21 protein-coding genes are annotated in these 23,122 nt (G+C 35.6%); all 21 read left to right on the plus strand.

Going from position 1 to position 23,122, the window contains the following annotated elements; translation table 11 throughout:
- Position 1: 1 nt before the first annotated feature.
- Positions 2-1,207: a CamS family sex pheromone protein gene (locus WAK64_RS09920; RefSeq protein ID WP_336586814.1), complete on the plus strand. Its 1,206-nt coding sequence runs from the start codon at positions 2-4 to the stop codon at positions 1,205-1,207.
- A gap of 378 nt (positions 1,208-1,585) precedes the next feature.
- Positions 1,586-3,097, plus strand: a complete 1,512-nt coding sequence (gene putP, locus WAK64_RS09925; RefSeq protein WP_336586815.1) for a sodium/proline symporter PutP — start codon at positions 1,586-1,588, stop codon at positions 3,095-3,097.
- Positions 3,098-3,351: 254 nt separating this feature from the next.
- Positions 3,352-3,924 (plus strand): D-glycero-alpha-D-manno-heptose-1,7-bisphosphate 7-phosphatase, encoded by a 573-nt coding sequence (locus WAK64_RS09930; RefSeq protein ID WP_336586816.1) that lies wholly within the window; start codon positions 3,352-3,354, stop codon positions 3,922-3,924.
- Positions 3,925-3,981: 57 nt separating this feature from the next.
- Positions 3,982-4,734: a class I SAM-dependent methyltransferase gene (locus WAK64_RS09935; protein ID WP_336586817.1), complete on the plus strand. Its 753-nt coding sequence runs from the start codon at positions 3,982-3,984 to the stop codon at positions 4,732-4,734.
- 66 nt (positions 4,735-4,800) lie between these two features.
- Positions 4,801-5,229 (plus strand): NUDIX domain-containing protein, encoded by a 429-nt coding sequence (locus WAK64_RS09940; RefSeq protein WP_336586818.1) that lies wholly within the window; start codon positions 4,801-4,803, stop codon positions 5,227-5,229.
- 214 nt (positions 5,230-5,443) lie between these two features.
- The gene (locus tag WAK64_RS09945; protein WP_336586819.1) at positions 5,444-5,770 is read left to right on the plus strand and encodes a hypothetical protein; all 327 of its coding nucleotides are present in this window, start codon (positions 5,444-5,446) and stop codon (positions 5,768-5,770) included.
- A gap of 545 nt (positions 5,771-6,315) precedes the next feature.
- Entirely contained in the window at positions 6,316-6,960 is a 645-nt protein-coding gene (locus tag WAK64_RS09950; protein WP_336586820.1) for a hypothetical protein, read from the plus strand.
- Positions 6,961-7,227: 267 nt separating this feature from the next.
- The gene (aceB, locus tag WAK64_RS09955; RefSeq protein ID WP_336586821.1) at positions 7,228-8,826 is read left to right on the plus strand and encodes a malate synthase A; all 1,599 of its coding nucleotides are present in this window, start codon (positions 7,228-7,230) and stop codon (positions 8,824-8,826) included.
- A 37-nt stretch (positions 8,827-8,863) separates the two neighbouring features.
- Positions 8,864-10,150, plus strand: coding sequence for an isocitrate lyase (aceA, locus tag WAK64_RS09960; RefSeq protein ID WP_336586822.1), 1,287 nt, complete (start codon positions 8,864-8,866; stop codon positions 10,148-10,150).
- Between the two features lie 317 nt (positions 10,151-10,467).
- Entirely contained in the window at positions 10,468-11,214 is a 747-nt protein-coding gene (locus WAK64_RS09965; RefSeq protein ID WP_336586823.1) for a YveK family protein, read from the plus strand.
- On the plus strand, positions 11,204-11,899 hold the full coding sequence (locus tag WAK64_RS09970) for a CpsD/CapB family tyrosine-protein kinase (protein ID WP_336586824.1): 696 nt from the start codon (positions 11,204-11,206) through the stop codon (positions 11,897-11,899). Before WAK64_RS09965 ends, WAK64_RS09970 begins: the two co-directional genes overlap by 11 nt.
- A gap of 59 nt (positions 11,900-11,958) precedes the next feature.
- Complete coding sequence (locus WAK64_RS09975; protein ID WP_336586825.1) at positions 11,959-12,720, plus strand: tyrosine-protein phosphatase; 762 nt, start codon at positions 11,959-11,961, stop codon at positions 12,718-12,720.
- 235 nt (positions 12,721-12,955) lie between these two features.
- Complete coding sequence (gene galU, locus WAK64_RS09980) at positions 12,956-13,843, plus strand: UTP--glucose-1-phosphate uridylyltransferase GalU (protein WP_336586826.1); 888 nt, start codon at positions 12,956-12,958, stop codon at positions 13,841-13,843.
- Between the two features lie 349 nt (positions 13,844-14,192).
- On the plus strand, positions 14,193-16,013 hold the full coding sequence (locus WAK64_RS09985) for a polysaccharide biosynthesis protein (RefSeq protein WP_336586827.1): 1,821 nt from the start codon (positions 14,193-14,195) through the stop codon (positions 16,011-16,013).
- A 156-nt stretch (positions 16,014-16,169) separates the two neighbouring features.
- On the plus strand, positions 16,170-17,279 hold the full coding sequence (locus WAK64_RS09990; RefSeq protein WP_336586828.1) for a DegT/DnrJ/EryC1/StrS family aminotransferase: 1,110 nt from the start codon (positions 16,170-16,172) through the stop codon (positions 17,277-17,279).
- A complete protein-coding gene (locus WAK64_RS09995) occupies positions 17,279-17,980 on the plus strand; it encodes a sugar transferase (protein WP_336586829.1) in 702 nt (233 codons plus the stop codon). The genes WAK64_RS09990 and WAK64_RS09995 overlap by 1 nt, the downstream gene beginning before the upstream one ends.
- 42 nt (positions 17,981-18,022) lie before the next feature.
- Positions 18,023-18,889: a glycosyltransferase gene (locus WAK64_RS10000; protein WP_336586830.1), complete on the plus strand. Its 867-nt coding sequence runs from the start codon at positions 18,023-18,025 to the stop codon at positions 18,887-18,889.
- Position 18,890: 1 nt separating this feature from the next.
- A complete protein-coding gene (locus WAK64_RS10005; protein ID WP_336586831.1) occupies positions 18,891-19,724 on the plus strand; it encodes a polysaccharide deacetylase family protein in 834 nt (277 codons plus the stop codon).
- 47 nt (positions 19,725-19,771) lie between these two features.
- Positions 19,772-20,599 carry a LicD family protein gene (locus tag WAK64_RS10010; protein WP_336586832.1) on the plus strand — a complete coding sequence of 276 codons (828 nt, stop codon included), beginning with the start codon at positions 19,772-19,774 and terminating at the stop codon, positions 20,597-20,599.
- Positions 20,600-20,639: 40 nt separating this feature from the next.
- The gene (locus tag WAK64_RS10015) at positions 20,640-21,869 is read left to right on the plus strand and encodes a lipopolysaccharide biosynthesis protein (protein WP_336586833.1); all 1,230 of its coding nucleotides are present in this window, start codon (positions 20,640-20,642) and stop codon (positions 21,867-21,869) included.
- Complete coding sequence (locus WAK64_RS10020; RefSeq protein WP_336586982.1) at positions 21,862-23,073, plus strand: O-antigen ligase family protein; 1,212 nt, start codon at positions 21,862-21,864, stop codon at positions 23,071-23,073. Before WAK64_RS10015 ends, WAK64_RS10020 begins: the two co-directional genes overlap by 8 nt.
- Positions 23,074-23,122: the final 49 nt, after the last annotated feature.

The following is a 23,122-nucleotide window of genomic DNA, read 5'->3' on the forward strand; positions in this document are numbered from 1 at the left end:
AATGAAAAAATGGCTAACGGGATCTTTAGCATTTGCTCTCCTACTAGGTGGTTGTGTTCCAGGCTTTCAAAAGGAAGACAAAGTAGTAGAAGAGAATAAAGAGGAAGAAGGACAAACAGGAATTATCCCCTCTTTTCAAGTTTCAGAAGACTATTATAAAATTCTTCTGCAGTCTCAAACAGGTGAGTCAAAGTTTCAACCAAGTGCGGCACGTGGAAGTGTTGTGACAAATATTAATACTCGTTTTGATGTAACAGAATTTGAAACAGGTCTTATGAGACTGGCTCAAATAGAGTTTTCTCCTGATAAATATTATTTTCGAGAAGGTCAGACGTTAGATACTGAAACAGTAAATTCCTGGCTAAGTCGAAAAATGACACCTGAACAATTAGAAGAAAAAGGGATGGAACCGGAGGAAAATGTAGGGTTAAACCCAGCGCTTTCCGATGAGGAAGCAAAGAGTCAAGAAGCGCATAAAGAAAAGCCTTTGTATATTGCACATATGCTAGAACATAATTATTACGTAAAATCTGAAGGAGATTCTGTAAAGCTTGCTGGGATGACCATTGGAATCGCATTAAACTCGTATTACTATTATCGTGAGTATCAAGAAGACGGGACGTTTATTTCAAGAGAAGTCGAAATTGATAAGAAAGATCGAAAGAAATATGGAGAACAGGCTGCGCAAGAAATTGTAAGCCGCCTACGTGCTGATGAAGACTTAAAGGATATACCGATAATGGTGGCATTGTTTGAACAGCAAGAGAAATCAGCCGTAATACCAGGAAATTTTATTGAGTATTCTTTTTTGGATAAAGGAACAACGAATATATCCAGCTGGGAATCTGTAAACGAAAAATATTTTCTCTTCCCATCAAATGAAGCAGAAGAAGCTCATCGAGATGATTATCAATATTTCCAAAATTTCAAAGGGGATGTAGAAGAATATTTTCCTAACTTTAATGGAGTTATCGGGACTGGTTTTTATCGAGGGGACGAATTAACCGAGTTAAAGATTGAAATTCCGATCCAATTTTATGGAAAAGCTGAAACGATAGGCCTTGCCCAATATATTAAAGAGCTGATTATTGATCATTTTCCGGATTATATAAAGTTACAAATCTCGGTAACGTCGGTCGATGGACCAGAGATTTTATTTGTTCGAGAAGCAGGGGAAAAAGAACCGTTTGTCCACGTATATGAATAAGAAAAAAGGAGGCTAGAATCACATTTGATTCTAGCTTTTTTCTTGTGTAAAGGAGTGCAAAAGGATTTGAAATCCTGATTCTTCCTAATTTAATTTTATTTAATTTATTGAATAGATATAAAAGAATAGATAAATAAAGAGTGGTTTATTTATAAAATGCGTATAAATATACAAGGGTATTTTAATATCAGAATGTTCATCCTGTTCTGTAAATTAAAGTATGTTACGGTTATGAATGCTGCTAAACGGATGTTCTAGAACAAATTTTAGCATACTTCCTATCTCTTAGAGGGATAGTATATATATGAAATATAAAAGTGAATGGATTCGCGGTCTATCACTTATTAGGTTTTTTGGGAAGGAGAATGCCACGTTAATATGGATACTGCTACATTAGTTACGTTTATTGTATATTTAGTTGCTATGCTTGTGATAGGGGTTGTTTCCTATCGTTTAACGAATAACCTCTCAGATTATGTGTTAGGTGGAAGAAGTCTCGGGCCAGGTGTAGCTGCTCTTAGTGCGGGAGCATCTGATATGAGCTCTTGGCTATTATTAGGTTTACCAGGTCTTGCGTATGCAACGGGATTAGATGCAATTTGGTTGTGTGTCGGTTTAATTATCGGTGCTTACTTGAATTGGAAATTTGTTGCTTCCCGTTTACGTTCTTATACGGAAATAGCAAATGATTCGATTACCGTACCCGATTTTTTTGAAAATCGTTTTAAAGATTCGTCACGAGTTTTACGGATAGTCTCAGCATTAGTAATCCTTGTTTTCTTTACGTTTTATGTTTCCTCTGGATTAGTAGGGGGAGCGTTGTTATTCCAAGAAACCTTTGGAATGAGCTATAATGCCGCTTTATTGATCGGTGCTATTGTCATTATTTCGTATACGTTTTTAGGTGGTTTTCTAGCGGTCAGCTGGACTGATTTTTTCCAAGGGTTATTAATGTTTTTTGCCCTCGTCCTTATTCCAATTGTTGCAATCGTGGAATTAGGCGGTATTGGTAGCACAGTGGATCAAGTGAGGAACATGGATCCTTCTTATTTAAATCCTGTCGATTCGGTGACGACTTTGGGAGTCATTTCATTAGTAGCGTGGGGACTTGGTTATTTTGGACAACCTCATATTATTACTCGTTTCATGGCGATTCGCTCGACGAGGGATGTACCGAGAGCCCGTTTTTATGGAATGTCTTGGATGATTGTATCGATTATAGGGGCCATTATTGTTGGAGTTACAGGCATTCCTTACTTTGCAGGAGACCCTTTAATTGCTGGGGATATTAATCAATCAGAAAAAGTATTTATTTTCTTTGCAGATTTGTTGTTTAACCCGTGGGTATCGGGAATCTTACTTGCTGCGATATTATCAGCCATCATGAGTACGATTGACTCCCAATTACTCGTTTCATCTAGTGCGTTAGCAGAAGACTTTTATAAAGCAATATTTAGAAAAGATGCTACAGATAAAGAATTGGTATGGGTTGGTCGCTTTGGTGTTGTCATTATATCAATAATTGCCATTCTTCTTGCCTATCAAGGTAATCAGACGGAAGGTGCATCCGTGCTAAATTTAGTTAGTTATGCATGGGGAGGATTTGGAGCAGCCTTTGGTCCTGTCATATTATTTTCTTTATACTGGAGAAACATGAACGGAATTGGTGCTCTAGCTGGAATTATAACGGGGGCTGTAACGGTTGTCGTTTGGAAGCAATTGACTGTTGCAAAATTCATTCCATTCAATTTATATGAAATTGTTCCTGGCTTTATTTTTGCGTCGTTGGCCATTATCCTATTTAGCCTCATTGGAAATTCGCCACCTAAAGCAATTCTAGATGAGTTTAAGGAAGCGGTAGAAAACGATAATGAAAAACCTCAAACATAATTAGTGTATGACGGTATTAGAAGATAGTAAATGAAAACACCTGTGAATGAGGGAATCGTTCACAGGTGTTTTTTGTAGAGAAGAAGTCTTTTACATAGGTTGTTTAAAAATAATACTTTCTATAGAGCATTTATCTGGAATTTGATAAGCGTTTTTTAGTGGGAAAATGATTGAATTGAAGGTTTTATTTTGAAATAATTGGTATTAGCAAACAGGGAGTATAGTTTAGTAATTAGGGATTGGAGATGCTGGGGATGAAAGCTGTTTTTTTAGACCGTGATGGTACTATTGGAGGAACTGGTGGTGGAATGCATCCGTTTGAATTTTCAATGTATGAATTTGCTCCTAAAGCTATAAGATTACTCAATGAGTCTGGAGTAAAAGTATTTCTCTTTACAAACCAAACAAGGGTTGGGAGAGGGTACTTTACAGAAGATGAACTATTAAAAGGATTCAAGATGATGAAACAGGAGTTAGGGAAACATTCTGCATTTTTAGACGACATTTTCTATTGTCCTCATAACCCTATTGATGAATGTGAATGTCAAAAACCTAATATTGGTTTATTGTTGGAGGCGCAGGAAAAATACAATTTAGACCTTAAAGAATGTTATATCGTTGGAGATACAGGAAATTCAGATATGGTAGCTGCTAGTAAAGCTGGTACCAAAAAGGTACTAGTTAAGACAGGCTGGGGAGAAGGTTCCCTTACTGAGTACCGTGATAGTTGGAAAGGGATTGATCCTGACTTCATCGCAAATGATTTAGTAGAGGCAGTAAATTGGATTACTAATGATTTACAAAATCTAGAGTTCAAGTCTTCATGAGACAGGGACCAATTTGTATTAAGAGAAGCGTAGTAATTCATAAAAGGGGTTATGGCAATGAACAAAACGGAATCACTCAAAATTAACAAAGAGGGTTGGGATAAGGTTGCTGAGGAGTTTTTTTCTGCCTGTGCCTTACCTGTTTATGGTCCCTTTGCACCTAGTGAAACGGAACTAAATCTTTTTGACGAAGTAAAATCGAAGAAAATATTAGAAATAGGGTGTGGAAGTGGTCACTCGTTACAATATTTGAACGAGAAAGGGGCAAGTGAATTATGGGGATTGGACTTATCGAGTTCTCAAATAGACACTGCCAATAAGTTATTAAAACAAAATCAAGTGAAGGCTAATTTATTTGTAAGCCCGATGGAAACAAACCCTGGAATACCAGAAAACTATTTTGATATAGTTTGTTCAATCTTTGCATTAGGCTGGACAACGGACCTTTCAGCAACTTTACGTAATATTTTTTCCTATTTAAAACCAAAGGGTACGTTTATATTTAGTTGGGAACACCCTTTATATAGTAAAATAAAGTATGATGGGGATCATTACATAATAAATGATTCTTATAATTCAGAGGGAGAGAATAAGAAGGAATCTTGGCGTGGAGTTCCCATTGTAATGAATCAAAGAAAAATGTCGACGTTTATAAATGAACTTATCAGTACAGGATTTATTCTTGAAGTGATAGTGGAAGAATTTAGTGGTGAAGTACATAATGATTGTAGTCCATATGATTGGTACTCATCTAAAAGAGCTTCTTTAATCCCAGCAACAATGATTGTTAAGTGTTATAAGCCTTTTTAACTAGCATTTATTTTTTCAACGAAAAGGTAGGATTGAGGAAGATATACATATTAGGGGGATTGTTTAATGTTCGTCGTAAATGTAGAAGGTGCTATATACAGCAACGGTAAATGGCTATTAATCTTGAGAAGTGAAAAGGAGGAACACGCTGGAGGCACTCTTTCACTAGTAGGTGGAAAGTGTGAAGTGGAAGGAGTTTCATCTGATATTCTTGAAAGGACGTTAAAACGAGAAATCTATGAAGAAGTAGGCAGTGAAGTGAATGATCTTAAATATGTTAATAGTTCCTCCTTTGTTACCGATTCAGGAATAAATGTCATTGATATTGTGTTTCTTTGTCACCATAAGTTGGGCGAACCTTATGCTAAAAGCAGTGACGAAGTGGAAGACGTTCTTTGGATGACGACTTCAGAGATTCTTGCTCATAGGGAGATACCTGCTTATTTAAAGAAAAACATTAAGCTTGCAGAAAAAACACTACAAGATAATTTGTAGTGTATTAATCATACATATTCTTATATCAGTAGAAATAACGCGGTCTCCTTTAGGGATCTTAAGCTTCTTCGTTCTTTCATTGGAAGGTTGAGTTTATCTAATAATGTGTTGATTCATAGCGAAGTTGTTGGGGGAAGGAACTTAGGCTTGAGCGGAAAGTTGTTTTAACACATTAACATCTATAATAGGCTCTACATAAAAAGGAGGATGACCGTTGGAATTTAGAAAAGGATCTTTACTGTCTTTTATATTGGTAGTCATTGCTGCTTTTGTAGTGTTCTTCGTTATGCATATTAACACTGATCATTATAATTTGACTTATATTTTTAATTTTTTTTCCGGTGGCTTAATAGGTTGCACAATTGTTAAAGGAATAAGAAAAATTATATTTTTTTATTTATTCGTTATTATCATAGTCATCATTATCAATCAATTCTTCATTACTGGTTTTGCAAATATAAATTATTTCTCCATTATCTTAATAGTGGCAGGGTTCTTTTTTGGCAGGTACATAGAAAATAAACTAGAAGGAAGCAATTAAATTAAAGGATAGTAGAAAAGATGCTTCTGCTTTATGGTGAAAATATGGAACATGTTTGCAGCACTTCATTAGAAGGTTAAATATTTATCAACAAAGAAAGAGCATTAGAATCCCTTATGAAAAGGAGAAATGGTTTTTCTGTAACCTTTACTATGCCTATAAAGTAAACATTTGTTTAATAAAGCATCCACATAAGCCTTACTCTACATCAAAAGTCGTATATAAAATCAAACAATTTCCTGAAGAGACTAATTAAACTAGCATGTATCCTATTTGTACGGAGTAGTAAGGACAACTCTGCTCTACACCCTCTACCTCTATTAGAGGGAACAAAGGACCGACGAATTTAGAGTTGTAAAAAATGAAGTACATCAGTAGTATGGTTTCAGATTATGTTACAGCAGGTATTTCAATTAAGATGGTGAACGAACAAGAATATATTTGTATGTGTTATGACAAGTATTGAAAAAACTTAACAAAGTTTTTTATAGGTAGGATTATCATATGAAGACAAACTAAGTTATGAATGAGGAAGGGGAATTTACATGCAATTATTCCATTATCATTGGTGGACAGACAAATTAGAGGATATGGAAAATTTTTATCATCAGTTAGGGTTTGAAACGACAATAAGGGTCGGTAAATATAATGGAGAAATGCAAACCTTTCATCCCCCTTTGAAATGGGATGATTTTAGGGATAAAGGAATTACTTTTAGAATTATTGAGATGGTAAAGGGTCAAACAAACATTACATTTGGTCACGGAAAAAAGGATATGTTTGACCATATTGGTTTATTAGTGGATGAAACAGAGTATACGGAAATTATGGGTAAGGCTAAAGAACTGAACTGGAGAATAAATGAAGGTGACCGAAGGACCTTTATTTTTACTCCTTGGCATTTTAAGATTGAATTGCAAAAACGAAACGATGTTATTTCCAAGGACAAACACACATTTATAGACACGATAGAGATTGACATACCTTTCAAAGAAAATCCTGAATTAATTGGGAGTCTATTAAATCTTGATACTTATCAACAAAATAACGATCAAGTAAAGGTGGGAGACAATAACTGGAATATTGTTCTTTGTAACAGTGCGGATACTAGATTAAAGTCGGTCTACTTTTCAGATGGTAACATTAATGAGAGCGATCCTGTTGGTGCGCATTTAAAAAGCAGTAAATAAAAACACTTAAACTTAATGGCAAATAGGTTGGAGCTAGTAAGAAAAAAATAGTAATAAAAAGCCTTGGAGAAATCCGGGCTTTTTTGTATTGAATGATGAATGATTCAACAAGAGAAAGAGTAATGTAGAAAAATGTCGAATGAAAATTCAGAAAAAATAAAAAGTTGCTGTTTCATTTTTGTGGTTGCTGTTATATAATACAAATGTATTCAAATAACTGTTTTATAACAAAGGAAACAAACAGATAAAAGGAAGTGACGAGGGAGAATGACCACAAAAACGGTTGGATTGACGATTATCGGTAAGGTGACGGAGAAGTACAAAGAGATATTGACACCAGAAGCCTTGCAGTTTATTGAACAGCTCGAAAGACGATTTGGTGTTCACCGTCAAGATTTACTGGAAGCGAGAAAGGAAAAACAAGCAAAGTTAAATGAGGGTGACACGTTTGCATTTTTACCTGAAACGGAACATATAAGAAGGTGCGATTGGACGATTGCTCCACTTCCTGAAAAGCTTCAAGACCGTCGCGTTGAAATAACAGGTCCTGTTGACCGGAAAATGGTCATTAATGCCCTTAACTCAGGTGCTAAAAGCTTTATGGCTTGTTTTGAAGACGCAACATCGCCTACATGGGAGAATGTGATTGAAGGACAACTTAACTTAAGGGATGCAGTGAATGAAACGATTTCATTTGAAGGAAATGGGAAGCAATATGAATTGAACGAGGAGACGGCCATTTTAAATGTGAGACCTCGTGGGCTTCATCTAGAAGAAAGGCACCTGATTTTAGATGGTAAACCAATTTCTGCTAGCTTAGTAGATTTTGGGCTGTTTTTCTTCCACAATGCTGCTCGTCTCGTACAGCAAGAGAAAGGACCGTATTTTTATTTACCGAAACTAGAAAGCTATTTAGAGGCTCGCTTATGGAATGATGTGTTTGTGTATGCACAAAAATATATTGGTATTCCAAGAGGGAGTATTAAAGCTACGGTATTAATTGAGACATTACCCGCGGTGTTTGAAATGGATGAAATATTGTTTGAATTAAGGGAACACTCGGCAGGGCTAAACTGTGGACGTTGGGATTATATATTTAGTTACTTAAAGAAACTTCGAGAAAAGGAAGAGATGATTTTACCGGATCGTTCACAAGTTACGATGACCGTTCCGTTCATGAGGAAGTATTCCTTACTCACGATTCAAACTTGTCACCGACGTCTAGCTCCAGCCATGGGCGGAATGGCTGCGCAGATTCCTGTGAAAAATGACGAGAGAAAAAATGAAGAAGCCTTTACGAAAGTAAGGGCAGATAAAGAGCGAGAAGCGATGGACGGTCATGATGGAACATGGGTGGCGCATCCTGGGCTCGTGCCAGTTGCCTATGAAGCATTCAATCGGGAGTTAAAAGACCTGCCTAATCAAATTGATACGAAAAAACAGGAGGATTTAACTGTATCAGCAGAAGAGTTAATAGAAGTACCTCAGGGTCAAATTACCGAAGAGGGTGTTCGGTTAAATATTAATGTTGGGATTCAATACATTGCTTCCTGGCTGAGCGGCCGCGGTGCAGTTCCGATTCACAACTTAATGGAAGATGCGGCTACGGCAGAAATATCAAGAGCACAATTATGGCAGTGGATTCGCCATCCAAAAGGTCAATTGCAAGATGGGCGTAAAGTGACGATGGAGCTTTATGACAAATTAAAGGAAGAAGAGCTTGAAAAAATTTGTATGGAAATAGGACATGAGGTGTACAAAGAGAGTCGCTTTGATGAAGCGGTCCAACTTTTTGACCAACTTATAAAAGAAGATGAATTCGTTGATTTTTTAACACTTCCAGGTTACGAGATTCTGACTAAATAATAGGAAAAAATATGAACTGTTTAGGGAGGAAATGAAAGTGAATAAACAAAATCGAGTAGTTAAGCTAACGGAAAATTGGGAAATGGACCCACGTTGGAACGGAATTACACGCACCTATACGCCAGAAGAAGTTATTAAATTAAGAGGGTCTGTTGATATTGAATATACATTAGCTCGTCGTGGCTCTGAAAAGTTGTGGAAGCTCCTTCACGAAGAGAATTATGTTCATGCTTTAGGAGCATTAACGGGTAATCAAGCGGTTCAGCAAGTAAAAGCAGGTCTAAAAGCCATTTATTTGAGTGGGTGGCAAGTTGCGGCTGACGCTAATTTATCAGGACATATGTATCCAGATCAAAGCTTGTATCCGGCGAATTCGGTCCCTCATGTAGTCAAACGCATTAATCAAGCACTTCAACGAGCAGATCAAGTTCAATTTGTAGAAGGTGACGATTCAATTGATTACTTCGTACCAATTGTCGCAGACGCTGAAGCAGGGTTTGGGGGACAATTAAATGTATTTGAATTAATGAAAGGAATGATTGAGTCGGGTGCAGCTGCCGTTCATTTTGAAGATCAACTTTCTTCAGAAAAGAAATGTGGGCATTTAGGTGGGAAGGTATTACTTCCAACTCAAACTGCGGTACGTAATTTAATCTCCGCTCGTTTAGCTGCTGATGTTATGGGTGTTCCAACGCTAATTATTGCTCGAACAGATGCAAATGCTGCGGATTTAATTACGAGTGATGTAGACCCAGTGGATGCAGAATTTATTACGGGTGATAGAACTCCAGAAGGATTCTTCCGAACAAAAGCGGGGCTGGATCAAGCGATTGCACGTGGGCTAGCTTATGCTCCTTATGCAGACTTAATCTGGTGTGAAACGTCAGAACCAAATTTAGAAGAAGCACGTCGCTTTGCGGAAGCCATTCATGAGAAGTTTCCTGGTAAGCTTTTAGCTTATAATTGTTCTCCATCTTTCAACTGGAAGAAGAAATTAGATGATGAAACGATTGCTAAATTCCAAGTGGAGCTAAGTAAAATGGGGTATAAATTCCAATTCGTTACTTTGGCTGGCTTCCACGCTTTAAACTATTCCATGTTTGAGCTTGCACGTGGTTATAAAGAGCGAGGAATGGCCGCATACTCTGAGTTACAAGAAGCTGAATTTGGAGTTGAACAACATGGATACACTGCAACACGCCATCAGCGTGAAGTCGGGACAGGGTACTTTGATCAAGTGTCCCTTGCCATTACAGGTGGAAACTCTTCAACGACGGCATTAAAAGGCTCCACAGAAGAAGAGCAATTTTCAAGCATTAAGTAACGATCTTTCAGGTTTAACTAGGTAGCTTATTCTCCTCTGTATCACCCGCCGTTTGTTCGGCGGGCTTTTTTATTTGTAGAAATAGGTGGGGGAGATGTTAAATGAAGGATGACAATAAGTGGGAGTGTAATTGAGTTAACGAAATGCTCAAGTTTAATCAAACGTTTGTTTAAACTGTTTTCATTACTTTTATCGAGTATTTTCGTTAAAATTATAGAAATTATGACAATTTACCCAAAAAATACAGAGGAGTTATGCTATAATACTAAGAAATTCGACAGGAACTAGGAGAATACACTTAATTTCAGGAGGGAATTATGGAAGAGACTATTAGTCTAAAGGATCTATTAGATACTTTGAGAAAGAGAATTCGATTAATCTTCACAATTACGTTAATAACAGTAGCGTGTAGTGGGTTTATAACCTTCTTTTTGTTAACACCTATCTATCAATCATCTACGCAACTTTTAGTTAATAAATCGAATACAGATGCAACGTTTTATAATACAAATGATATTCAGGCAAATTTACAATTAATTAACACGTATAGCGTCATTATGAAAAGCCCGGCGATACTTGAGATAGTAATTGAGGAGTTAAAGCTAGATACAACGGTGGAGGAACTCGATGAAAAATTGACCATCCAGAGCCAAAAGGATTCTCAGGTGCTAAAATTGTCTGTCCAACATGCGGATGCTGAAAAAACGGTCGCTATTGCAAATAAGACAGCGGAAGTATTTAAACGTGAAATTCCTACCATTATGAATGTAGATAATGTGACGATTCTCTCGGTAGCAGCTAATAGTTCTAAATTAACACCAATTAAGCCTCAACCTATTTTAAATATAGCGATTTCTCTTATTATCGGTTTATTGTCTGGTACTGGGATTGCTTTTCTATTAGAAATCATTGATAAAACAGTAAAGAAAGAAGAAGATATTGAAAAATCAGTAGGTATTCCAGTAATAGGAATTATTTCAAGGATGGATGGCCCACAGATGGAAACTTCCGAAAGACGAAAAAATCGAAATAGAAAATTACGAGGTGAGACCTTTGGTTCTTAGAAGACGAAAGAAGAAACCTGTACATAAACGAAATCTGGTAGCACATTTGAATCCAAAATCACCTATTTCCGAGCAATACAGAACACTTCGAACGAATATTCAATTTTCTGTAGTGGATGAGGAAATTCATTCTATAATGGTCACGTCAGCAGGTCCTGGAGAAGGAAAATCGACAACAGTGGCAAACCTGGCGGTCGTATTTGCACAGCAGGGGAAAAGGGTATTGCTGATTGATGCAGATATGCGAAAGCCAACAGCGCATTATACATTTAACCTAGGAAATGGTATCGGGTTAACGAATGTGCTGATGAGACAAGTAACGTTGCAAGAGGCTTCTCAAGAGACGTTCGTTCCCAACCTAGATTTACTTGCATGTGGGCCTATTCCACCAAACCCAGCTGAATTACTAAGTTCAAAATCGATGAAGCGTTTTTTAAAGGGTGTATATGATGAATATGATTTGGTCTTATTTGATTCACCACCATTATTGGCAGTAACTGATGCCCAAGTGATTGCGAACCAAGTTAGTGGAACGATATTAGTAGCTTCTTCAGAAGAAACTCACCGTGATGCTCTTGTAAAGGCGAAAGAATCACTAGTAACAGCCAAAGCAAAAATATTGGGGGTAGTATTAAACAACCTCAATATCGATGATACCAATTTGTACTATTATAATAGAAATTAATACATATACCTGACTAAAGTTTACTTCAATATATTAGTTCAAAAAAATGGGGGACATGTATGATCGATATTCATTGTCATATATTACCGAATATGGATGATGGAGCAGCAGAGCTTCAGCATAGCATTGAGATGGCACGTCAAGCAGTTAGTGAAGGCGTGAAAACCATTATTGCGACACCACATTTGAATAGTACATACTCTAATAAAAAAACAGATATACTTGCCGCTACAAAACAATTAAAGGTCGAGCTAAATGATGCTAACATCCCAATTAACATTCTTCCTGGCCAAGAGCCAAGAATTTATGGAGAGATATTACAAGATTACAATAATGGAGACATCTTAACGTTAAATCATTCTAACTATTTATTTATTGAGTTTCCTTCTAACTATATTCCTCAGTATTCAAAGCGTTTGTTATATGATATTCAGTTAGAAGGACTGACACCTATCATTGTTCACCCAGAACGAAATAAAGAATTTATGAATCATCCGAATAAATTGGTTGACTTTATTCAAAATGGATCACTTAGTCAGATTACGGCATCCAGTGTGGCAGGAGTATTCGGGAAAAAAATTCAAAAATTATCATTTCAATTAATAGAAGCTAACTTAGTTCACTTTATTGCATCGGATGCTCATAACCTTGAAAGTCGTGGGTTTAAAATGGTAAATGCTTTTGAAAAGATTGGTAAGAGAGTAGGGGCAGACTGGGTCAATTATTTTCATAAGAATGCGTATTTAGTCTCTGAAAATAAGTCAATTTACAAAGAAGTGCCTCAACCTATTCAGCAGAAGAAATTTTGGGGTATTTTTTGAGTAGTTAATGAAAAAGCCAAATCTCGTTATTTTTCTTACGAATTTTTTGCTCTAATCTAGGTCATTGGTCGTACGGGCTTTAGGTTATAGATGTATTAAAGGAGCGATTGATAAGCCTCGTTCTAATGATAAACACACCAAAATTAATAAAACAAATAAGAGTATCATTCTACTAGGTATAGAGAAAGAGTGTTACGTTCACTACAGCTTTGAGAGTAAAGGAGAGTAAACGTTCATGAAGAAAATTAGAAAGGCAATCATTCCTGCTGCAGGGTTAGGTACAAGGTTTTTACCAGCAACGAAGGCGATGCCAAAAGAGATGCTTCCAATCGTCGATAAACCTACTATTCAATATATAGTAGAAGAAGCGATTGATTCTGGGATAGAGGATATTATTATTGTAACGGGAAAAGGGAAGCGAGCAATTGAGGACCATTTCGATGTTGCACCAGACTTAGAAAGGAACTTGGTGAAAAAAGGGAAAATAGACTTACTTGAAGAAGTGCAGTATTCAAGCAATCTAGCAAATATCCACTATATACGGCAAAAAGAACCAATGGGGCTAGGACATGCTGTTTGGTGTGCTCGTAACTTTATAGGTGATGAACCTTTTGCCGTGTTACTCGGAGATGACATTGTTGTGAGTGATACACCTTGTTTAAAACAACTGCTGCAACAGTATGACGACACAGGTTCGCCTATTATTGGGGTTCAGACAGTAGAAGAAAACCAAACCCATCGATATGGTATCATCGATCCCTTAAAGAAGAAAGGAAAAAGATATCAAATAAATCATTTTGTAGAAAAACCAGCACCCGGTACATCCCCTTCAAATTTAGCGATTATAGGACGTTATCTTCTTACACCTGAAATCTTTGCTTTATTAGAAAAGCAACAAACTGGTGTATCCGGGGAGATTCAATTAACAGATGCTCTCCAAAAACTAAATGAAAAACAATCGGTCTATGCATATGAATTCACAGGTGAACGCTATGATGTTGGAGAGAAAATCGGCTTTGTTAAAACAACAATTGATTTTGCCCTACAACATGAAGAAATAAAAGAAGAGGTGTTGATGTACATGAAAGATATAGTAGGAGAGGTTGGAATTACGAAAAGGTAGCTCAAACGATATCTCATTGTAAAAATTCCACCTTCAAAGAATAGTATGACATATATTACCGAATTTAATAGGATTCTTGTGGAGTAGTACTCAATTTTGTATATATAAAGCGAGTGAAAATACAAAAACAATTGTTTAGTGTTTTTGTATTTGTACGTCATTAAATAAGAGTTTTTTTATACTAAGTAATTTTACACTTGGTTACGGTTTATACGGAACAATATGTCTATATAAATTATACGAGAGAGAATACCTACATACAGTTACTATTAATATCGGAATTCTACTAAAAATATAAATAGTAAACACTTATATTCTTTTTGAATAATAAAAAAGGCAGGGATATCTATTGACATACCACAGAAGATTAACATTACTACTGCTACTTGACTCTGTAATTGTGTTATTTGCGATTCACGCAAGTAACGCACTATTATATCCTTCCACTGTAAAGTATAGCTGGTCATTACTTCTCGTTAGTTCGCTATCTTTACTCATTAGTCACCATGTATTTGCATGGAATTATCGTTTGTATCATCGAGCGTGGTCCTATGCTAGCGTAGGTGAACTAATGGTAATTGTAAAATCAGTTACTGTATCTATTATAACTGCTGGAATAATCCAATTTATAATAGAACAACAAATCTATTATAGGGTACTTGCCTTGACTTGGATGGTCCATATCATTTTAATAGGAGGATCTCGTTTTTTTTGGCGCATTTACCGGGATTTGTTTATTAAAGAGACGCTTGGGAAGAAACGGGCGCTGATAGTCGGAGCCGGGGCGGCGGGCTCCATTGTTGTACGACAATTATTAAATAGTGATGAGTCTGATTTACAACCTATCATGCTAGTGGATGATGATGAGAAAAAAAAACGACTTCAATTGTACGGAATTACAGTAGAAGGGGCTATCTTAGATATAGCTGATCTTGTTAAAAAACACAGAATTGATCAAATTATTATTGCTATTCCTTCTTTATCTAAAATAGAACTTCAACGTATTTATCTTGAATGTGCTAAGACTAATGCAAGTACGAAAATTCTTCCACGCATCGAGGATGTTCTATCGGGAAAAATTTCTGTTAGTCAGTTTCGTGAAGTAGAAGTTGAAGATTTGTTAGGAAGAGATCAGGTACAGCTAAATATTCAATCGATTTCAAAGATGGTTACAGAAAAAACGGTTTTGGTGACAGGAGCAGGTGGCTCCATTGGATCTGAGATCTGTCGTCAGGTAGCAATATTTAACCCGAAAAAACTATTGCTGTTAGGTCACGGAGAAAATTCAATTTACTGTATAGAAATGGAAATGAAGAAACGATACGGAAATCGAATTGAACTGATTCCTATTATTGCAGATATTCAAGACAGAGAGAGGATTATGGAAGTGATGAAGGAGCATAGACCAGAAGTTGTTTATCATGCTGCGGCTCATAAACATGTTCCATTAATGGAGTATAATCCAAAGGAAGCTGTTAAGAACAATATACTTGGTACAAAAAATGTGGCTGAATCTGCAGATAGGTATGGTGTCGAAACATTTGTCTTAATATCCTCTGATAAGGCAGTTAACCCAACCAATGTAATGGGAGCGACTAAAAGAATTGCTGAAATGGTTATTCAAAACTTAGATCCAACTAGTTCAACGCGTTTTGTGGCTGTTCGGTTTGGGAATGTGTTGGGTAGCCGTGGAAGTGTTATACCGCTCTTTAAAAAACAAATTCAAGCAGGTGGTCCGGTTACCGTTACCCACCCAGAAATGACGCGTTATTTTATGACCATTCCTGAAGCGTCTCGCTTAGTACTACAAGCAGGATCGCTAGCTCGTGGCGGAGAAATCTTTGTGCTTGATATGGGTGAACCGGTAAAGATAGTCGATTTGGCCAAAAATTTAATTCAATTGTCAGGTTACTCCGAAGAAGAAATTGGAATCGAATATACAGGCATACGACCTGGCGAGAAGATGTATGAGGAATTGCTAGGAGAAAAAGAGGTTCATGTCGATGCTGTTTTTCCTAAGATTTTTATCGGTAAGTCCGTTGAGGTCGATTTTGAAAGAGTACAGGATTTGATAGTGAGCTATGAGCAATTTGACTACAATTATTTAAGGGAGTATGTGTTAAGTTTAGCGAATAACCGTGATCAAGGTTTATTAACGGTTGCTAAATAAGACGCAGTGGCGATAGAGCTATCCATAGGTGATTTAAGATAGTTGAGTCTTTCATTCATGTTTTTAGTGTTGGGTGGAGAGTGGAATTTAATGAAAGATAAAGCATAAATAAAAAATAAATTATCGTTAGTAGAAAGAGAAGGGAAGACGTAGTTCATGAACAATCGAATATATCTCTCTTCACCTCATATGAGTGATGAGGGGTACGAGATGGAATATATTAAAAATGCCTTTGATTCAAACTGGATTGCACCCCTGGGGGAAAATGTGAATAAATTTGAAGAGGAAATGGCCACTTTCGTTCGTTCGAAAGCAGGTGCAGCTCTTTCCTCTGGTACTGCTGCTATTCATTTAGCATTAAGAGCTGTAGGAGTAGAAGAAGGAGATATTGTATTTTGTTCAACCCTCACTTTTTCAGCAACGGCCAACCCGATTATCTATCAAAATGCTGTCCCAGTTTTCATAGATAGTGATGATAAAACGTGGAATATGTGTCCTAAGGCTTTAGAGAAAGCTTTCCGAAAATATCCATCTGTTAAAGCGGTAATAGTTGTTCATTTGTATGGATTGTCTGCTGATATGGATAAAATAGTTGAACTATGTAAGCGTTACAATGTTGCATTGATTGAAGATGCTGCTGAAAGTCTAGGTACTCTTTATAAAGGAAAGCATACGGGGACGTTTGGTGACTACGGAATCTTTTCTTTTAATGGAAATAAAATTATTACAACCTCCGGTGGAGGTATGCTCGTTTCTGATAAAGAAGAGAGAATTGAGAAGGTAAGGTTTTGGGCAACTCAATCAAAGGATCCAGCAAGACATTACGAGCATAGTGAATTAGGCTTTAATTATCGCATGAGTAATGTGGTTGCTGGCATTGGTAGAGGACAACTTAAGGTTTTAGAAGAAAGGGTAAAAAAGAAAAGGTATATTTATAAATTTTATAAACGAGAACTAGGCAATTTGGAAGGTGTTGAGATGATGCCAATGAATTCTTGGGATCATCCGAATTATTGGTTAAGCTGTTTGAGCCTAAAAGGAAAGGTAAGACCATTTGATATAATCGAGGCTTTAGAACAGGAGAATATTGAGTCACGACCTATTTGGAAACCTATGCATATGCAACCCTTCTTTGAAAAATATGATTATATTGGGACAGATATTTCTGAGACTCTATTTAATAATGGTATTTGTTTGCCATCTGATACAAAGATGGAAGATGAGGATCTGAGTAGAATCGTAAAGATAATAAAGAAATTGTGGTGATGACAGTGGGAATTCAACATAGAAGTATATACAGAACGTTTGTTAAAAGAAAGATTGATGTACTATTAGCTTTAATTTCAATCATTATACTAAGTCCTGTATTCATCATCGTGGCTCTCCTTGTGAAAGTTAAGTTAGGTAGCCCAATTCTATTTAAGCAAAAAAGACCAGGACTAGACGAAAAGATTTTTACAATGTATAAATTTAGAACCATGACGGATAAGCGAGATGATGAGGGACAATTATTACCAGATGATGTACGATTAACTAAATTTGGTCAGCTTTTAAGGTCAACGTCATTAGATGAACTTCCGGAATTATTTAATATTTTAAATGGGGATATGTCGTTTGTAGGTCCAAGGCCACAGCTTGTTCGAGATATGGTGTTTATGACTGAAGAGCAAAGAATGAGGCACAGTGTTTTACCTGGACTTACGGGGTGGGCTCAGGTTAATGGGAGAAATAGTGTATCATGGGAAAAAAAATTATCGTGTGATTTAGAATACATTCATAAAATTACTTTTAATGGTGATGTGAGAATTATATTAATGACAGTGGCTAAAGTAATGAGAAAAGATGGTATAAATGCTGTGGGGATGAGTACAGCCGAAGATTTGGGAGATTATTTATTAAGAAAAAAGAGAATTTCTGAGGAGAAGTATTACGCTGGATTAGATGAGAGTAATAGAATGTTATTATAGTAGTCTTTTAGCCTATAGAAAATGTAAGGGGCATAAAATAAGATGAGTCGTAAAGTTGATAACGAGCAACATGTAGAGTTTTCTGTATCAATGTGTGTTTACAAGAAAGACAATCCGGATCATTTCAAAGAAGCGTTGGGCAGTATAGTGAACCAAACTTTATTGCCGACTGAAATCGTATTGGTCGTCGATGGACCTATCCCTAGTTCGATAGAGAATGTAATAAGCAATTATGAAGGAGTCCCATTGTTTAAAGTAATCCGTCTTGCCAAAAATGAAGGCCATGGTAATGCGCGTAGGATTGGTTTAGACCATTGCTCTAATGAACTAGTAGCTTTAATGGATGCGGATGATATTAGTGTTGAAGATCGGTTCGAGAAACAGATTAAATCCTTTGAAGAAAATGACGAGATAAGTATTGTGGGAGGAAATATCACAGAATTTATCGATTCTGTAGATAATGTTGTAGGGATAAGAGAGGTTCCACAAAATGATGATGAAATTAAAGACTATTTGAAAAGAAGATGCCCCTTTAATCAAATGACTGTTATGTTTAAATTGTCTCATGTAATAAAGGCTGGAGGATATAAAGATTGGTATCATAATGAGGATTATTATTTATGGATTAGGATGTATCAAAGTGGGTCAAAATTTAAAAATTTAGAGGAGTCATTGGTTTACGTAAGAGTAGGAGAAGAAATGTATAAGCGAAGAGGTGGGATAAACTACTTCAGAAGCGAAGCCAAATTACAGAAGTACATGCTTAATCATAACATTATTCATTCAGGTACGTACGTAAAAAATATCGTCCTTCGTTTGGTCCTTCAAGTATTATTGCCTAACAAGATGAGAGGTTTTATATTTAAACAGTTTGCAAGAAAAAAAATTGAGAAAAAAGGGAAAGATTGAGATGTTTATATACCAACAATGGGATGAATTCTGTAAAAAGTTAAAGAATGAAGGGGTTGCTAGTGTTACAGCGTCGTCAGTATTGAAAAATCAATCTGACGACACTTTTATAATATTAAAACATGATGTGGAAACAAATCCTTTGAAAGCATTAAAACTAGCAGAGATTGAAAATAAATATTCACATAAGGGATCCTATTATGTTCAGGCGTATCTATTAGAAAATGAAAAAAACATTAGCATTCTAAAGAAAATTCAAGAACTAGGACATGAGGTTTCGTATCATCACGATGTAATGGATAGTAATCAAGGTAATGTAGCAAAGGCAAAAAAGGAATTTCAAGCAAATAAAGCATTATTTGAAAACAATGGTTTTACACTAGAGACTGTATGTCAGCATGGAAATCCTGTTATGGAGAGGGATGGTTACACATCAAACAGGGATTTTTTCCGAAATGCTAGCATCGCAGAAACATTTAATCAAATCTCTGAAATAATGGTGAATTTTAGAGGTAGGATTAAGCGGAATTATAAATATATTTCAGATGCAGGTTATGGGTGGAAGATCATATATGATCCGGAGAATAATGATATTATCAACAGTTCTGAAAAGGATATAGCACTAGGTCATTTAGATAACGTATTGAAGGTTATTCAAACGCAGAAATCAGTTATTGTCAGCACACATCCACATAGGTGGCATAGTAGTGCAATTCAAGCAAAGGCAACAAATATTAAATTTATTCTCGTAAAAAATACTGCAAAGCTCATGTTAAAGGTTCCATTTATGAAAAAAATAATGGGGAAATTTTATTTCTTAGCCAAAAAGATCTAAATTATTGCTACTTACGTATAGAGGAAGAATGGAAAAGGAATGAGAAAATGAAGCAAGATACAATACAAGACGTTCAAAAAAAAATACTAGAAATCATGAAGTTTATTGATAAAGTTTGTCGTGAAAATGATATTGATTACTATATTATGGGAGGAACTGCTCTTGGTGCAGTCAGACATGAAGGGTTCATTCCATGGGATGACGATCTTGATATATTTATGACTCCTAAAAATTATGAGAAATTTAAAAGGATATTTAATCAATTACATAGTGAAAAATACGCGTTACAAGAATGGAGAATAGTGGACGAGTATTTGGAGTATGCAAAAATTAGAATGAATGGTACGACATTTATTGAGGAACATTTTAAAGATCGTAAGGAAATGCACCATGGTATCTATGTCGATATTATGATCCTGCATAAATGCCCTACTAACCCTTTTATCCAGAGAGCTATTTATTATGCTTCTAAGTTTGTCACTTTACATGCGCTTTCTCAAAGGAACTGGAAACCAAAATCATTGTTTCAATCAGTAGCATTGCAGGCACTAAAGATATTACCGAATAAATTTTTCTCAAAACAATGTTATAAATTGATATATAAATATCAAAATCGTAAATCGGATTATGTGTATAATTATTTTATTACGAAGGCTAACTTTACCGAAGGAATATTTGAAAGAGAGATATTCGAAGAACCAGTAGACATTCCATTTGAATCAATAAAACTAAAGGGTCCAACTGAAATAAAAAAATATTTAAAACATAGGTACGGCGATTACATGAAGTTACCTTCAATAGAACAACAGGAATTGTCAATCCATGCGGAGATCTACGATACAAGGATTGGCTTTGAACACTATATAAACAATTAAAAGTGATGAGTTATATAAAAAGTAGAAATGAGAATAGATAATGAGATTAAGATTATGGCTGCAAAATATAAAAGACTATGGACTAAATATTTCAGCTTTTGGGCTTTATATTGTTATGCAACAATTAGTCATTTTGCCATTACTGTCAAAGGTAAGTAATGATTCAGATTTTTCGGAAATTGTATTCTTTATCTCAATTTTTAATATTATGTGTATTGTTTTTGGAGAGGAACTTGGTAACACAAGGATTGTACGTTCAAATGTTTATAAGAGAAATAACCTAAATGGTGATTACCACGTTATACTACTGACCGTCATTGTATTTATTTCTTCCATAAGCCTCATTGGAAATTATTATATTGGAGTTATGTGGTTAGATATTATTCTCTACGTGACAATTATTGCATTTGGCATTGTACGATACTTTTCGATGGCGTATTTCAAATTAAATCAACGGTTCCATCATATTTTGTTTATGAACCTTAGTTATGGTGTAGGAGCTATCATTGGCTTGTACTTTGTTACCATTTACGATTTTTATTTAGCGCCCTTTCTATTCGGTGAAATAGTGTCGGGAATTTATGTCCTGTATACCGTCTTGAATAATAAAGTGCAGCAACTGACATTAGCGGTTACAACTGAATTTCAGCATACTATGACTACTTATGCACAACTAGGAGGAGTTTCAATCATTATTAATGCCATTGCATACTTGGATAGAATAATCATTTATCCAATGTTAGGTGCAACTGCAATGGTTGTTTACTTTAGTGCATCGGCTATGTCAAAAATGATTTCGTTGGTCATCAACCCAATTTCAGGAGTGATTTTAGCTAGGCTAACACGGGTTGGGAAAGATAAAGGTGAGGAAATATTGTCTGGTCTAGTAAAGTATTTGTTTCCTTCTCTCCTTCTATTTTCGATAGGAAGCATAACCGTATCCTACTTTGGAGTTAAAATTTTCTATAGTAACTATTTTAGTGATGCGATCGTTTTAATAATACCAATAGGGTTCGCTACCGCACTATCATTAGTGTCATTTCTTCTTAAGCCATTTTTAGTTACCTACTATCAGACAAAGGGAATATTGATGATTCATGTTCTATATGCCATTGTTTTTTGTTTCTCAATGTACTTCTTTAGTGCTTGGTGGGGAATTATAGGATTTGCTTGGGCAAACGTCTTGGCACGTTTAACACAATTAGGATTATATTTCTTTATGGTATTTGCAGGAAAAAGTAGGGAGGAGGTTGAAGTTGCAAGTGTCTGAACAATTGACTAATAGAGAAAAGAGAATTCCGAGAGTATTATTCCTAGCCATATTATTCATGCAAATTCCTTTCATTATAAGTTATCATGTATTAGAAAACAGTAGTCTACTATTGCCTTTATTAACAGGTTCATATGTTGGATTAGTCTTGATGTTATTTTTTACTTTCTATAATGGCATAAAGAACTATCATCTTATTACAATTGGATTTATCGTTATTCAACTTCTCCCTCTTTATGTTAATTCAATGAAAGGAATAGAAATCAATATCCAGGATTATATCGGAACGGTTGCCAAGACACTCAATTTCTTTTTATTTTTTTGTTTACTATTTTCTGTTGGAGTAAAAAAACAGCAACTATCAAAATTTATGAAATATATTGTATGGTTTGCTCTTTTGGCTTGTATGTATAATTTTATTATCCATTTTTCAGAAATTATTAATTTACGATATATTACTTCTGGATATGAGTTAGATCTAAAGAGCTTTTTTGTTAATAGAAATCAATTTGGTGCTTTTTTATTTATTTCTATTGTCGCTCATTATTATCTAGTTTCAGGCAAGAAAATTCAACTTTATACGATTATTATATTCTTCATTCAATTATCAAACCTTCTATTAACCATGTCACGTGGGGCTATACTAGCTAGTGCTGTCTTTTTTGCCATACTATATGTACAGCACGTAAAGAATATTAAGGTAATAACAGTAATGATTGCTATAGTAATGGCTGTGCTCGTTTTCTTCCTTTCAAGTGAGGAACTCGTCGCATTCTTAACGAACAATATACTAAGGCTAGACTCTGGTGTAGCAGGACGTTCGGAAATTTGGGAGATGGGGCTAACAATCCTTAGGGAGAACAATATCATTAATGGTGTAGGATACTTTACTGGTATTGATCTAGCCAAGGCACAAGGGTTTCAGTTTGATGAATTTCATAGTTTATATATAGATACGTTAGTAAGTGGAGGCATCATTGAACTTATTTTCCTCCTATCGTTGATGATTTATATAGTTAGGCGTTGTTTAAAACAATGCTATGATCGAGGGTATAAAAAAATTTATATAGCTTCTTTCTTAGGGATTTTAATACTAGGCTTTTTTGAAAGCTTAAGTTTTTTCACATTAGGGTATGTTGGAACCTTACTGACGGTGTTTTATATATCGATTCCAATACTATTAGGGAATATGGAAGCAACATAGAACATTATTGTTGTTTAAGTTTTAGTTTTTGTAGATGTTTCAGAATTTA

Origin of the sequence: Bacillus spongiae (assembly GCF_037120725.1) — a bacterium.
Taxonomy (GTDB): Bacteria; Bacillota; Bacilli; order Bacillales; family Bacillaceae_K; genus Bacillus_CI; species Bacillus_CI spongiae.

What these genes read in the sequence shown, in the direction of transcription:
- WAK64_RS10015 (WP_336586833.1), top strand. Translation starts at nt 20,640, where the DNA reads ATGAGATTAAGATTATGGCTGCAAAATATAAAAGACTATGGACTAAAT.
- WAK64_RS09995 (WP_336586829.1), top strand. Translation starts at nt 17,279, where the DNA reads ATGACAGTGGGAATTCAACATAGAAGTATATACAGAACGTTTGTTAAA.
- WAK64_RS09965 (WP_336586823.1), top strand. Translation starts at nt 10,468, where the DNA reads ATGGAAGAGACTATTAGTCTAAAGGATCTATTAGATACTTTGAGAAAG.
- galU (WP_336586826.1), top strand. Translation starts at nt 12,956, where the DNA reads ATGAAGAAAATTAGAAAGGCAATCATTCCTGCTGCAGGGTTAGGTACA.
- WAK64_RS10010 (WP_336586832.1), top strand. Translation starts at nt 19,772, where the DNA reads ATGAAGCAAGATACAATACAAGACGTTCAAAAAAAAATACTAGAAATC.
- aceB (WP_336586821.1), top strand. Translation starts at nt 7,228, where the DNA reads ATGACCACAAAAACGGTTGGATTGACGATTATCGGTAAGGTGACGGAG.
- WAK64_RS09940 (WP_336586818.1), top strand. Translation starts at nt 4,801, where the DNA reads ATGTTCGTCGTAAATGTAGAAGGTGCTATATACAGCAACGGTAAATGG.
- WAK64_RS09975 (WP_336586825.1), top strand. Translation starts at nt 11,959, where the DNA reads ATGATCGATATTCATTGTCATATATTACCGAATATGGATGATGGAGCA.
- putP (WP_336586815.1), top strand. Translation starts at nt 1,586, where the DNA reads ATGGATACTGCTACATTAGTTACGTTTATTGTATATTTAGTTGCTATG.
- WAK64_RS10000 (WP_336586830.1), top strand. Translation starts at nt 18,023, where the DNA reads ATGAGTCGTAAAGTTGATAACGAGCAACATGTAGAGTTTTCTGTATCA.
- WAK64_RS09930 (WP_336586816.1), top strand. Translation starts at nt 3,352, where the DNA reads ATGAAAGCTGTTTTTTTAGACCGTGATGGTACTATTGGAGGAACTGGT.
- WAK64_RS10005 (WP_336586831.1), top strand. Translation starts at nt 18,891, where the DNA reads ATGTTTATATACCAACAATGGGATGAATTCTGTAAAAAGTTAAAGAAT.
- WAK64_RS09920 (WP_336586814.1), top strand. Translation starts at nt 2, where the DNA reads ATGAAAAAATGGCTAACGGGATCTTTAGCATTTGCTCTCCTACTAGGT.
- WAK64_RS09935 (WP_336586817.1), top strand. Translation starts at nt 3,982, where the DNA reads ATGAACAAAACGGAATCACTCAAAATTAACAAAGAGGGTTGGGATAAG.
- WAK64_RS09950 (WP_336586820.1), top strand. Translation starts at nt 6,316, where the DNA reads ATGCAATTATTCCATTATCATTGGTGGACAGACAAATTAGAGGATATG.
- WAK64_RS09990 (WP_336586828.1), top strand. Translation starts at nt 16,170, where the DNA reads ATGAACAATCGAATATATCTCTCTTCACCTCATATGAGTGATGAGGGG.